Genomic DNA, 13509 nt, shown 5'->3' on the forward strand with positions numbered 1-13509 from the left:
GCCATGGCAAGCGGTTCTGCGAATCCCGACACGACCGATATCGATGCCGGAATTCTCGACCGGATGATCGAGATCCGCCGCCATCTGCACCGCAATCCGGAGCTTTCGAACCGCGAAGCCAACACGCAGCGTTATCTCAGGCAGATGCTGGTGGATCAGGGAATTGCCGACATTCGCGATGTCGCGGGCTTTGGCCTCGCGGTCGACATTGTCGGCACCGGCAAGCCGTCAAATCGAAAGCTGGCTATTCGCGCCGACATCGACGCCTTGCCGATCGAGGAGGAGTCCGGTGTCGAATTCGCATCGATGAACCCAGGTGTGATGCATGCCTGCGGCCATGATGCGCACGCATCGATGGCCTTTGCGGTCGCCGCCCATCTTCACCAGTCAAGGGACGACTTTGGCGGAACCGTCCGCCTGTTCTTCCAGCCGGCGGAGGAAGACGAACCGTCGGGCGGCAAGCGGGTGGTGGAGGAGGGGCTTCTCGACGACATCGACGCCGCCATCTGCGTCCACGTCGATCCGTACACGCCGACCGGCAAGATCGCCGTGAGTTCCGGCCCTTATACTCTGGCCTGCGATACATTTGATGTTCTCGTCACCGGCTCGGCCGCGCATGCGGCAAAGCCGTATGAGGGCATCGACGCGATTGCCGTAGCCTGCGCCATGGTGAGCGAACTGCAGAAGATCGTCTCGCGCGAGATCGATCCCTACGATCCCCTGGTCATTTCAGTCACCGGCATCAACGGCGGCAACGCCTACAACGTGATCGCCGGCAAGGTCACCTTGAAAGGCACCATCCGCAGCGGCAGCGACGCCACCCGCGAGCGGGCCTGGCGGCGCGTTCGTGCGATATTGGAGGCAATAGCAACGGCCCACGGCGCCAGTGTGCAGCTCGACATCCACAAGGGCGAACCCGGCGTCGTCAACGACGTCGAGATGACGGAGTTGATTGTCGCCAGTGCCAAGGCCTGCATCGGGGTTGACAATGTTCTCAACACGCCTGGATGGACGATCGCGGACGACTTTGGCTACTACAGCGAGAAGTGTCCGTCGGTCTACTTCCGGCTCGGCATCCGCAACGAGGCGGTCGGATCGGTGTTTCCGCTTCACCATGCCCGGTTTCGCGTCGATGAGGCCGCCTTGAAGGTCGGCGCGGCCACCCTGGTTTCGGCAGCGACCTCGTTTCTGTCGATGCACCGGGAAAACTGACCAACGGACGGTGGAAACCGCTCATGGTCCATCAACGGCCACGATCGGCCATCGGCCGCATCGAGCAGAATCCCGAAATCGCCTACAGATACTGGGCGACCTTCTTGCCGACAGTCAGGAAGCGCAGGGGATCGATGGCTTCGCCATTGTGGCGGACCTCATAGTGCAAATGCGGGCCGGTCGAGCGGCCGCTGCTGCCGGTCTTGCCGATGACGGCGCCGGCGTCCAGTTTCTCGCCCACGGTCACGTCGATCTCGCTGAGATGTCCGTAGCGCGTCGCAAAACCATTGCCGTGGTCGACTTCCACCATGCGGCCATAGCCGCCGTTCCAACCTGCCTTGGTGACGATGCCGGGCGCCGTGACCTTTGCGGCCATACCGATCGGCGCCCTGAAATCCATGCCGGAATGGAGTGCTGCGGTGCCGAGGATAGGGTCGGTGCGCACGCCGAACGGGCTGGTGACGGAGTGGCCCGGCGCCGGATTGGTGAGCGGCAGCTGGCGCGCTTCCTTCTTGAGGTGGTCGAGCGCGTCAAGCGCTTCGTCCAACTCCTTGACCTTGCTGTCGAACATCATCGAACTGTCGAGTGGGATCAGCGGTCCGCCGACATCGCTATCGCCCTTGCCGAAGTCGCTGTCGACGGGCAGCCCGGCTGCTTGAAGCGCCTGGGTGATCGCGTCGGCGCTCTTGTAGGCGTTGTCGGCAAGCGTGCTGATGCGGGTGAGCTGGTCGCTCTCGATGGATTTCAGCGACTGGTTGATCGAGACGAACAGCTTGTCGGCACGATCCGCGGCTGAATCGTTGGGCAGCGGATCGGAGCGCGTCGACCACAGCGAGAACGGCCTGGTGTCGCCGGAGCCGAGGTCGGCGCTCGGGCTGGCGACCGCATAGCTCTGCGCAGGTGGGGCGATGCTGCCGGTCACTTCGGCGCGTTTGTCCGGCTTCGCAACCGCTGCCGGATCTTCGGCCGGCGCCGCGCCGACTTCGTTCTCGGCGCGTTCAAGCAGCGGGCCAAGCCGGCCGTGGCGCTGACTCAGCTGGCTCTGGCGTTCAAGCAGTTCGCTGACCTTGGTTTCCATCAATTGCTGGTCGAGCAACTGGCGGCTGGTGATACGGTCGACCTGGGCGCGAAGCGCCGAAATGCGGTCTTCATAGGCTTGCTGCATGCGCGCCTGCCGCGCCGTGGTGGCGCCGATCAGGTCGTCGCGCAGTACGAGATAGGAGGTGGCCATGAGGTAGCCGATGGCAATGGCAGCGAGCGCCGAGCCAATAAAGGCCACGAGCCAGGGGCGGATCGTGAAGTGCCTGATCTCGTTGCCCCGGGCGATGATGACCGTATGGGGCTCCTTGCGCCTGCCGAAGACTGCTGACTGACCGGTTGCGTTCACGGGACCAAGCTTTCGGTTACGACACCACGACAGCTCGATTACACATTATTAGGGTTAACAAAGGCTTGCGGCGCCGGCTTGCTGGCGGCGATTGCCCGCCAGACGGGCGTAGGGTTGTAGGGAGTCAGCCGTGCCGGCAAAACCTCAAAGGGCGCGAACGGCCTCGAGCACGTCCTCGGCATGGCCCTTGACCCGGACCTTGCGCCAGATCCTGGCGATCCGCCCGTCGCGGCCGATCAGGAACGTCGCGCGCTCGACGCCCATGTATTTGCGGCCGTACATCGATTTCTCGACCCACAGATGGTAGGCTTCGATCACCTTGCGCTCCTCGTCGGCGGCGAGGTCGACGGTGAGATTGTATTTCGACTTGAACTTGTCGTGCTTTTTGGCGTTGTCAGGTGAGAGGCCGATCACGACGGCACCGGCCTTCTCGAACTCCGGCTTCAACTGCGAAAAACTTATTGCCTCTTGCGTGCAGCTCGTCGTGTCGTCCTGAGGATAGAAATAGAGGACGACGGGTTTTCCGGACGAGGCAGCGAGGCTGAGCGACCCACCACCATCGCGGGGCAGATCGAATTGCGGCGCCAGATCGCCTACGTCGAAGTCAGCCATATCGATGCCCTTGTTTGTGGTTACGCGCCAAGCCACACCGATATAGTGTCGAACGGGGATTCGTCCACGATCGAGTTCGTACAACGGAAAATTGCGTGGATCAGGAGCAACCGCAGCACGAGAAGATCCGGTTCAGGCGTGATGAGATCACCGACCTGGCGGCCTTTCCGTCCGCCTGCCGCGTGCCGCCGCTCGGTCAGGCGTCGATCGGGCGCGGCTTTCGCATGCTGTCGCGGCTGTTTGCCGGCTTGGTCGCTCTTGTGCTGCTGGCGGCCGTGCTCGTTTATCTGGTTGGTGCCTCCGGCATCGGGGCCGACCGGCTTCGTACCGAGGCGGAAACGGCTCTTGAGAAACTGGCCGGTGTCGATGTCAATGTCGCGGTCGGGCCTGCCCGCATCACGCTCGACAGTTCGAGTTTCGTCGCGCTCCAGGTCAGCGACGTCAGCCTGAAGACATCAGACGGCAAGCCGATGGCCGATGCCGGCCGCGTGCGCTTTGGCGTGCGCCTGGTCCCGCTGCTGTGGGGCGATGTGCGGCTGACCAGCGCCAGGATCTCCGATGCCCACATTGTCGTCGCCGCGATGCCGTCAGGCGGCGACTGGACCGCCGCGCTGCGCAATGAGGACGGCCTCATCGATCCGGAGAAGCTGTCCACTGCGGTGTTCGGAAACGTCAACCGGGCACTCGATGCCGTGCGGGAAGATTCGCTGCGCCAGATCGATCTTCGCAATGTCGAATTCGTGCTGCCCGAAACCGCAGCGATCAAGCTCTTCAAGATAACCGACGCCACCGTCGTGCAGTCGGGACCGGGCGGCATGCAGTTTTCCTCCAAGGCGGATGTCGACGGCAGGACGGTTACCGTTGCAGCTTCCGCCACCCGCGATATCGCGGCGCACCGTGTCACGGCGCTGGATGCGAGCATCGATCTGGCGGATGCCGGTGACACGACGGCCGCTGCCGGCAAGTTGGGCGCGGTCACGCTGAAACTGACAGGATCGGAAGGGTTCGGCGTGAATGCATCGCGGCTGACGGCCGCGTTGTCATCGACGGGCTCGATCCTCGATCTCGGCACGCGTGGGCTGCTTCCGGCCAACGTCGATGTCAATGCGACACTGGTTGCCGGCAGCAACAAGGTCCAGGTCGACAGATTGCTGCTGAAGACCGGCCGCTCGACATTCGATTTCGCCGGTTCGATCGGGCCGAAGCCGGCAAGCGGCGCGGCGGGCGAGGAGCCGTCCTATCGCTACGACCTGACCAGCGACGGTTCGTCGCTGGCACCTTCGGAGTCGCCTGAGCCAGCGCTCACCTTCCTCGCCCGGATTGCCGGTGTCTACAACACGGTGAGCCACAGGCTGGTCGCCGAGCAGATCGCGCTTCGGTCCGCTGCCTCCGGCGAGGTGCTCGGCACCGCCGCCGTGGCGTTCGTCGACGGCAAGGCGCCGGGGATCAATCTGGCGTTCAACATCCACAACATGCAGGTCTCTCACGTCAAGCAGCTGTGGCCATGGTTTTCAGCGCGCAACGCCCGGCTGTGGGTGCTGGCCAATCTGTTCGGCGGCCGCGTCGTCGACGCCAACCTCCAGTTCCAGGTCGTGCCGGGCCGCCTGGGCAACGGCGTGCCGCTGTCCGCCGACGAGGTGTTCGGCCGCTTCCAGATCGAGGGATCGCGCTTCGACACCGCCGGCCGCATCCCGCCGATACGCGATGCGGTTGGCGTCGTCGGCTTCCACGGCAACGATGTCGATATCTCCTTGTCCTCGGGTACCGTCTATATGCCCAGCGGTCGCACCGTGGCAGCCAGCAATGGCACGCTGACGGTCAAGGCGGCCAACCGCCCGCCGGTCGTCGGCGCGCTCGACATCGACGTCGATGGCGAAGCATCCGCTGTTGCCGAGCTCGCATCCTACGAGCCGATCAACGCCATGCGCCATGTCGGCATTCTGCCGGAAGAGCTGTCGGGCAGCGTCACCGGCCACGTCAAGGCGGATATTCCGCTGCAGTCCGGCGTCGACAGTTCGAAACTCGATTGGCTGGTGTCGCTCGACTACACCGGTATGTCCTTGGCCAAGCCTTTCGAGGGGCAGGTCGTGACGGATGCAGACGGTTCGATCACGGTCGACCCTGCAAAGGCGGTGATCTCCGCCAAGGCGTTGCTGAACGGCATTCCGGCCGAACTCGATCTGATCGAGCCGCTCAGGGATGACGGGCCGGCGCGCATCCGCAAGGTGACCCTGGTGCTCGACGACAAGATCCGCGCCGCCGCCATGCCCGGCTTGAAGCCGCTGCTTGGCGGAACGGTGAAGGTCGCGATCGACAAGAGCGGCAGCGGCGACCAGAACGTCTCGGCCGATCTGACCAATGCCAGGCTGGACATTCCCTGGGCGGGTTGGAGCAAGGGGGCAGGGGTTCCCGCCAATGTCACCTTCGTCATGACCAAGTCCGGCGACACCACGACGCTGTCCGACTTTAATCTCGACGGAAAGACCTTCTCCATCGACGGCAGCATCGTGCTGGTCAATGGCGCGCTGTCGTCGGCGCGGTTCAGCAAGGTCACCTTGAACAGGGGCGACGACGTTGCGGTGTCGGTGAAGCGATCCGGCAAGGGCTATGCGGTCGACATATCAGGCAACGCGCTGGATGCACGCTCGCTCATCAAGCAGTTCACCTCGGACGTCGACACGGCCACCAAGACGACCGGTTCCGATGCCATTTCCGTCAGCGCCGATGTCGATCAACTGACCGGTTTCCACGACGAGCAATTGTCCAATCTGAAGCTCGACTACAGCGCGGCCGGATCGCGGGTGAACGGGCTTAAGGTCAGCGCCACGGCAAGTTCGGGCGCTGCGATCAGCATCAGCAACACCACTGGCGCTGGCCAGCGCGCGCTCAACATGCAGTCCGCGGACGCTGGCGCCATCCTCAGGTTCCTCAACATCTACGAGCATATGGAAGGTGGATCGATCACCCTGGCGCTGGCGGGGCCGAGCGACGGATCGCTGAAGGGCAAGGTCGATACCAGCAACTTTTTCGTGGTCAACGAACCGAAACTCGCCTCCATCGTCTCGACCACGCCGGCCGGCGACAACCGCAGCCTCAATCAGGCGGTCAAGGGCAAGCTGGACACGTCGCGGGTGAAGTTCGAACGCGGTTACGCCGAGATCGACAAGGGCAGCGGTTACCTGAAAATCGCCAATGGCGTGCTGCGCGGCCCGCGCATCGGCACGACGTTCCAGGGCACGCTCTACGATCAGAACAACAACATGGACATGACTGGCACGTTCATGCCGGTCTATGGCCTCAATCGCATCTTCGGCGAATTGCCCATCGTCGGCGCGCTGCTCGGCAATGGCCGCGACCGCGGCCTGATCGGCGTCACCTACCGGCTCAAGGGCAATGCCAACAAGCCGCTGCTGGACATCAATCCGCTGTCGGTGATCGCGCCCGGGATATTCAGGTCGATCTTCGAGTACCGCTGATCGAGGTCAAATCGGCCGCACCAGAATGTGCTTTTTCCTGCCCAGAGAAAGCTTTACGACGTTTTCCGGACTCAAATCCTTTGAAGTCACAAGCCGGCGCTCATCGCTGACCGGCTCGTCGTTCAGGCGCACCGCACCGCCCTGCACATGCCGCCGCGCCTCGCCGTTCGACGCCGCCAGTCCGGCGGTGACGAGCAGCGACAGGACGCCCACGCCGGCTTCGAGCGCTGCCTTGTCAACCTCGACGGTCGGCAGCGCTTCGGCGAGCGCGCCTTCCTCGAACGTCTTGCGCGCCGTATCGCTGGCTTGTTCGGCAGCTGCGCGGCCGTGCAGCAAGGCGGTGATCTCGGTGGCGAGGATCTTCTTGGCTTCATTGATTTCGGATCCGCCGAGCCGCTCAAGCCGCGCGACCTCGTCCAGCGGCAGCGTCGTGTAGAGTTTCAGGAAGCGGCCAACGTCGGCATCCTCGGTGTTGCGCCAGTACTGCCAGAACTCATAGGGGCTCAGCATCTCCGCATCGAGCCAGACCGCGCCCGAGGCAGACTTGCCCATCTTGGCGCCCGACGAGGTGGTGAGCAGCGGCGTGGTCAGCGCATAGAGCTGCGCGTCCTCCATGCGGCGGCCGAGATCGATGCCGTTGATGATATTGCCCCACTGGTCGGAGCCACCCATCTGCAGGCGGCAGCCGACACGCTTGTAAAGCTCGACGAAATCATAGGCCTGCAAGATCATGTAGTTGAATTCGAGGAACGACAGCGACTGCTCGCGATCGAGCCGGAGCTTGACGGAATCGAAGGCCAGCATGCGGTTGACGGAAAAGTGACGGCCGACGTCGCGCAGGAAATTGACGTAGTTGATCTCCATCAGCCAGTCGGCGTTGTTGACCATGATGGCGTCGTTCTGACCGCTGCCGAATTTGAGGTAGGGCATGAAGTTGCGGCGGATGCCGGCGAGGTTGTCGTCAATGTCCTGCGGGGTCAAAAGCTTGCGCGCCTCGTCTTTGAACGACGGGTCGCCGATCATCGAGGTGCCGCCGCCCATCAGCGCGATCGGCCGATGACCCGTCTGCTGCAGCCAGTGCAGCATCATGATCTGGATCAGCGAGCCGGCGTGCAGGCTTTTGGCCGTCGCGTCGAAGCCGATATAGGCCGTCACCGTCTCCTTGGCGAAGATAGCGTCGAGGCCGGCATCATCCGAAGTCTGGTGGATGAAACCGCGCTCGCTCATCGTGCGCAGGAAATCGGATTTGAAGGCGGACATTGTTTCTTTCCCGAAAGCGCCCGGCCGCTGTGGCTCGGGCGTGCATGAACGCGGGCGTTTAGCATCCAAGCGCGATCAGCAAAAGTGGAATCCGGTTTTGCGTCTGATCGCGCTTCAACAAAGAACTCGCGATCAGCAAAAGTGGTTTCCGGTTTTGCGTCCCGCGCGGATGGCGTTGCGAATCCTTGCTTCGCCGTTTTGGCTGGCGTATTGAGGCGCCGCGCAGGGCAGGGCCTGAAGCGCCGCGACGGGGCCATCCCGCAGATCAGATCCGGAAAGCTCCGCGATGAACAGGAACTATCTTATCCTCTTTCTGTTCAGCCTGCTGATGACTTTCGGCGGGCTGATGAGCCTTCCACCAATCGACCGCGACGAGTCGCGTTTTGTCCAGGCCACCAAGCAGATGGTCGAAACCGGCGACTATGTCGACATCCGTTTTCAGGATGCCTCACGCTACAAGAAGCCGATCGGCATCTACTGGCTGCAATCGACGGCCGTGGCGCTGAGCGGCGAGGGGGCAGCGGCGCCGATCTGGGTCTACCGGCTCGTCTCCATGCTTGGCATTGCCTTGGCCGTCGTCGGCATTGCCTGGACGGGCACGAAGCTCTTCGGGGCCAATGCCGGTCTCGCCGCCGGTCTGATGATGGCGGCAATCTTCGCCACCGCCTTCGAGGGCCGCGACGCCAAGACCGACGCCATGCTGCTGGCCTGCTGCGTGGCGGCGCAAGGCGCGCTCGCCCAGATCTATCTGGCAGCGCGCCGGAACGAACCGGTAGCGGCCCATCTGCCGTGGATCTTCTGGGCGGCTCAAGGCCTGGGGATCCTCATCAAGGGGCCTGTCGCTCCGCTATTGTCGGTGCTGACGGTCGCCACGCTGTTTGCTTTCGAACGCGACTGGCGATGGCTTTTGAAGCTGAAGCTCGTGCGCGGTGTCGCTCTGGTGCTTCTTATCGTGCTGCCTTGGGTTGTTCTCATCACCTGGAAGAGCGGCGGCGCCTTTCTCCAGGATGCCGTCGGCAAGGACATGGTGGCCAAGGTCGCCGCGGGCGAGGAATCGCACGGCCTGCCGCCCGGTTTCTACATGCTGACCTATTCGCTGTTCATGTGGCCCTTCGGCCTGATCGCGGTCGGTGCCGGGCTCCAGGCCCTCAACCGTCTGCGCGACGATCCACGGCTGCGTTTCTGCCTCGCCTGGTACATTCCGTTCTGGCTGGTGTTCGAGCTGATCCCGACCAAGCTGCCGCACTACGTCCTGCCGGCCTATCCCGGCATGGCGCTGCTGATCGGCTGGCTGCTGACATTGTCGCCGCAGGAGGCGAATGCGCCGCTCAGGCGCTGGCAGAATTGGTTGTGGTGGTCGACCGCGTTCGGGCTTGCCGTGGTCAGCCTCGGCCTTGCGGCTGTCTGCATCGGAGCACCGATCTACCTCACCGGCACCTTATCCTGGTGGAGCATTCCGGCGGCCGCGGCAGCACTGGGGGCGGGCTATTTCGCTTTTTCGCAGCAGCTGCAAGTGCCGCTGCGCCGCATCGGCGCCATCGCGGTGTGTGCCGGCATCACCTATGGGCTGTTGTTCGGCGTCATCGCGCCGTCGCTGAAGCCGATCTGGCTGAGCCCGGCGATCGAGGCGGCGGTCCGCGCCAACAAGCCTTGCGACACCACGGTGCTCGCCTCAGCGGAATATCACGAGCCGAGCCTGGTGTTCCTGGTGGGCACCAAAACCGTCCTGACCGATGTCGATGGTGTCGCCAAACATCTGCTTGGCGATCCGGCCTGCGCGCTGGCGCTGACACAAATCGGGGACGAGCAGAAGCTGAATGGGCTGCTGGCGGCGCAAGGCAAGTCGGCGACCCGCGTTGCCGAAGTCGACGGCCTCAACTATTCGTCGGGAGACAAACTGTCGCTTGGCCTTTATCGTGTGGCCCCATGACGGCTCGTCAATGACAGGGTCGAATTTCAAATGCTGGTGAAATCGCGTCGTTCCGTTTCCGCTATGCTCCTTGGAGTGGGGCGCCGATCGGTCGACAATTTTCGCGATACGATGCAGATCGCAAGAAAGCGCTTTGCCGCTCGCCCGGCCAGATACCCGAACATTTTGTGGTCGGTCTGGGTGCTGGTGTGGGTTTTGCTGACGGCAGCAGCATTTGTTCGCCTCGACACCCCTGCGGGAATGCTTCGCGACCAATGGTCGCCGGGGTTCGTCCGCCTGGCCGATTTTTTCACGCAGTTCGGCCTGGGTGGCTGGTATCTCATTCCGTCGGCGCTTTTGCTCGTCGCCGCGAACCTGACGGACTGGCGAAGCCTTTCAAGGCGCTCGCTGATGCTCGCCTACAACTGGACCTGCCTGGCTTTCCTGGTGCTGGGCGCCGTCGGCCTGTCCGGCCTGACCGTCAATGTGCTGAAATACGCGATCGGCCGGGCTCGGCCGATGTATTTCAATCAATTCGGGGTGTTGTCGCTGCATCCATTCGCTTTCGATGCGCGCTTCGCCGGCTTCCCGTCCGGCCATGCAACGACCATGGGCGCCGTGTTCGGGGTTGCCCTGCTGTTGTTCCCAAGGCGCTGGTACGTCGCCCTGGCGATCACCGCCTGCATTGCCTCGACACGGATCTTCGTTGGCGCGCACTATCCCAGCGACACCGTCGCCGGCTTCGGCCTTGGCTGCGCTTTCGCGCTTGCCTGTGGGCTGGTCTTTGCCCGGCTCGGCTTCATCTTTCGGCCGATGCCGTCGGGGTTGCCGGTCCGCAAGAAGACGTTTTGGCTGATCGGACCGGCAAATAAGGCTGCCTGATTGCTCGGCTTTGCCGAAGCTTAATTGCCGTCCAGCCCGCCATAGGATCTGACCAGGCCGGCCATGTCGGGCGACGAGTGCTGCTCGCTTTCGAGCCCCTGTGCAACGCCGACGCGATCGGCGACCGGCCGGTTCTGGCTGACCTTCCACTTGCCGTGGATTTCGCTGATCTCGATTTCCAGCCCGATAATGCCCTTGATCTGCGACTGGATGAACGGCGCCGGCGCATCGGTCACCGCCCAGGGCGCTTCCCGAGTGCCTTCCTGGGACACGGTCAGATCGGCGATCTGCTGCGCCAGCCAGTCCTGGTCATCCATCACCTTGACGGTGCCGCGAACCTGCACGATGGCATAATTCCAGGTCGGCACCACCTTGCCGGTTTCGCGCTTGGTCTCGTACCAGGATGGCGTCACATAGGCATCGCTGCCCTGGAAGACGATCAGCACGGGTGAAGCCGGATTGTCGGCCAGCAGGCGCCATTGCGGATTGGCCCGCGCCAGATGGGCGCGCAGCCTGCCGTTCGGCCCAATTTCGGCGTCGAGCAGGAACGGGATGGCGTTGGCGACCGGCCCCTCGGGCCCGTTGGAAACCAACAGGCCCAATGGATGCGTCCGGATCAACCCGTGTAGGATTTCCGGCCGCGTTTCCCTGAACTGAGGAGGTTCGTACATCGCTGTCCCAGCTTTCTTTGCTTATCTCAGCCGCTTCGGCCGCGGATCCGACAATTCGCCGGCCAGCCGGCGGTCGAGATAGTCGGCACATTCCTCGAGCAGCAGGTCGGCGTCGTTGGAGAAGAAATGGTTGGCGCCAGGCAAGGTCTTCTGCGTGATGGTGATGCCCTTTTGCGTGTGCAGCTTGTCGACCAGGCCCTGCACATCCTTTGGTGGCGCGACCTTGTCGGCATCGCCATGGATAATCAGGCCCGATGACGGGCAGGGCGCCAGGAACGAGAAATCATAGGTGTTGGGCTGCGGCGCGATCGAGATGAAGCCTTCGATCTCGGGACGGCGCATCAGAAGCTGCATGCCGATCCAGGAGCCGAAGGAGTAACCGGCAACCCAGCAGCTCTTGGAATCCGGATGCAGCGACTGCACCCAGTCGAGGGCTGCGGCGGCATCCGACAACTCGCCAGTGCCGTGATCGAACTCGCCCTGGCTGCGGCCGATGCCGCGGAAATTGAAGCGAAGCGTGGTGAAATCCCGCTTCTGGAACATATAGAAGAGGTCGTAGACGATCTTGTTGTTCATCGTGCCGCCGAACTGGGGGTGCGGGTGCAGGACGATGGCAATCGGCGCGCTCTTTTCCTTGGAAGGCTGGTAACGTCCCTCCAGACGGCCGGCAGGACCGGTGAAAATGACCTCAGGCATGAAATACTCCACTTGGGTATACGAATGCGCGGCGCCCGGAACGTGTCTTCCTCTGGCCTTGACGCAGGGCGAGCGTCTTCTTAGAAGCTAGTTTAGAATTGTTCAAAACTGAGTGGCAAGACATCGAGCCCGGCCACCCGCGCCGCAAGCCGCGTAAATAGGACGGCTCGCCTTGGAATTTCAAGGAAATAACGCGATACGTCGGCGGAATGGCTTCTGACGGGACCAACTGGACGAAAATGGCCGCAATACGCGCCTATCTCGACTATAATGCCAGTGCGCCGCTGCTTGCCGCGGCCCGCGAGGCTATGGTCGCAGCGCTTGATGTCGCCGCCAACCCGTCATCGGTCCACGCCGAAGGGCGCGCCGCACGCCGCCTGATCGAGACCGCCAGGCGTGACGTTGCGGCACTGGTCAACGCCAAGCCGGAGCATGTCGTTTTCACCTCCGGCGCGACGGAAGCCGCCTCGACGCTGCTGACATCAGACTGGCAGATGGGGCGTGGTACTGTGCGCATGAGCCGGCTTTACGTGTCCGAGGCCGACCATCCCTGCCTGTTGAATGGTGGGCGCTTTCCGGCAGCACAGGTGACGCGGATCGGCGTTGATGCCAATGGCATCGCCGATCTCGGCGCCCTGGTCGCGGCGCTCGGCCGCCATGACAAGGCCGATGGCCTGCCGCTGGTCGCCATCCATGCCGCCAACAACGAGACCGGTGTCATCCAGCCGATCGATCGCATCGCTGAGATCGTCAAGGCTGCGGGCGGCATCCTCGTCGTCGACGCGGTCCAGGCCGCGGGCCGCGTATCGATCGACATGTCAGCGGATTACGCCGATTATCTGATTCTGTCCTCGCACAAGATCGGCGGCCCCAAGGGCGTCGGCGCCATCGTCACCGCTTCCGACCTGATGATGCCGAAGCCGCTGATCAACGGCGGTGGCCAGGAGAAGGGCCATCGCGGCGGCACTGAAAATCTCGCCGCCATTGCCGGTTTTGGCGCCGCGGCACGCGAGGCCCTGACCGGATTGCCGGCCGTCGATGCGGTGCGCCAGCGCCGCGACGAGATCGAGGCCATCATGAAATTGCTGGTGCCGGACGCGGAAATCTTTGGAACCGGTTCGCCAAGGCTTGCCAACACGACATTCTTCGCTATTGCGGGCGTCAAAGCTGAAACCGCGCAGATCGCCTTCGATCTGGCCGGTGTGGCGTTGTCGGCCGGCTCCGCATGCTCGTCGGGCAAGGTCGGGCCGAGCCATGTGCTGAAAGCCATGGGCTACGGCGACAGTCTTGGCGCCTTGCGCGTGTCGATCGGACCGGCGACCGGCGCGGAAGACATCGAGTTATTTCGCGTTGCGCTGACTGGAATCGCCGCGCGTAGGGCGAGTAGAGAAAAAGCCGCGTAAG

General features: G+C 63.2%; 11 protein-coding genes. 6 read left to right on the forward strand and 5 right to left on the reverse strand.

Annotated features, from left to right (window positions below; genetic code table 11):
* Positions 1–3 precede the first annotated feature (3 nt).
* Positions 4–1212 (forward strand): M20 metallopeptidase family protein, encoded by a 1209-nt coding sequence (locus C8D77_RS26275; RefSeq protein WP_245951874.1) that lies wholly within the window; start codon positions 4–6, stop codon positions 1210–1212.
* Between the two features lie 82 nt (positions 1213–1294).
* On the opposite strand, the gene C8D77_RS26280 is transcribed toward C8D77_RS26275, so the two are convergent.
* Positions 1295–2599 (reverse strand): M23 family metallopeptidase, encoded by a 1305-nt coding sequence (locus C8D77_RS26280; protein WP_109669568.1) that lies wholly within the window; start codon positions 2597–2599, stop codon positions 1295–1297.
* 144 nt (positions 2600–2743) lie between these two features.
* Positions 2744–3211, reverse strand: a complete 468-nt coding sequence (locus C8D77_RS26285; protein WP_109669570.1) for a peroxiredoxin — start codon at positions 3209–3211, stop codon at positions 2744–2746.
* Between the two features lie 95 nt (positions 3212–3306).
* Here C8D77_RS26285 and C8D77_RS26290 point away from each other — a divergent pair, with 95 nt between their 5' ends.
* Positions 3307–6687 carry a DUF3971 domain-containing protein gene (locus tag C8D77_RS26290; RefSeq protein ID WP_109669572.1) on the forward strand — a complete coding sequence of 1127 codons (3381 nt, stop codon included), beginning with the start codon at positions 3307–3309 and terminating at the stop codon, positions 6685–6687.
* Between the two features lie 6 nt (positions 6688–6693).
* On the opposite strand, the gene tyrS is transcribed toward C8D77_RS26290, so the two are convergent.
* Positions 6694–7947, reverse strand: a complete 1254-nt coding sequence (gene tyrS / locus C8D77_RS26295) for a tyrosine--tRNA ligase (protein WP_109669574.1) — start codon at positions 7945–7947, stop codon at positions 6694–6696.
* On the opposite strand from tyrS, the gene C8D77_RS37310 reads away from it, so the two are divergent.
* The 3 genes from C8D77_RS37310 (at position 7934) to C8D77_RS26305 (ending at position 10738) form a co-directional block, all read left to right on the forward strand.
* Positions 7934–8161 carry a hypothetical protein gene (locus tag C8D77_RS37310; RefSeq protein ID WP_146211807.1) on the forward strand — a complete coding sequence of 76 codons (228 nt, stop codon included), beginning with the start codon at positions 7934–7936 and terminating at the stop codon, positions 8159–8161. The genes tyrS and C8D77_RS37310 overlap by 14 nt on opposite strands.
* Positions 8162–8233: 72 nt before the next feature.
* Complete coding sequence (locus C8D77_RS26300) at positions 8234–9877, forward strand: ArnT family glycosyltransferase (protein ID WP_109669577.1); 1644 nt, start codon at positions 8234–8236, stop codon at positions 9875–9877.
* A gap of 111 nt (positions 9878–9988) precedes the next feature.
* Positions 9989–10738, forward strand: coding sequence for a phosphatase PAP2 family protein (locus tag C8D77_RS26305; protein ID WP_245951875.1), 750 nt, complete (start codon positions 9989–9991; stop codon positions 10736–10738).
* Positions 10739–10758: 20 nt separating this feature from the next.
* On the opposite strand, the gene C8D77_RS26310 is transcribed toward C8D77_RS26305, so the two are convergent.
* The gene (locus tag C8D77_RS26310) at positions 10759–11409 is read right to left on the reverse strand and encodes an FMN-binding negative transcriptional regulator (protein WP_109669582.1); all 651 of its coding nucleotides are present in this window, start codon (positions 11407–11409) and stop codon (positions 10759–10761) included.
* Positions 11410–11430: 21 nt separating this feature from the next.
* Complete coding sequence (locus C8D77_RS26315) at positions 11431–12105, reverse strand: alpha/beta hydrolase (protein WP_013532163.1); 675 nt, start codon at positions 12103–12105, stop codon at positions 11431–11433.
* 239 nt (positions 12106–12344) lie between these two features.
* On the opposite strand from C8D77_RS26315, the gene C8D77_RS26320 reads away from it, so the two are divergent.
* Complete coding sequence (locus C8D77_RS26320) at positions 12345–13508, forward strand: cysteine desulfurase family protein (protein WP_109669824.1); 1164 nt, start codon at positions 12345–12347, stop codon at positions 13506–13508.
* The last annotated feature ends 1 nt before the right edge of the window (position 13509 follow it).

This window comes from Mesorhizobium loti (assembly GCF_003148495.1).
GTDB classification, from domain to species: Bacteria; Pseudomonadota; Alphaproteobacteria; order Rhizobiales; family Rhizobiaceae; genus Mesorhizobium; species Mesorhizobium loti.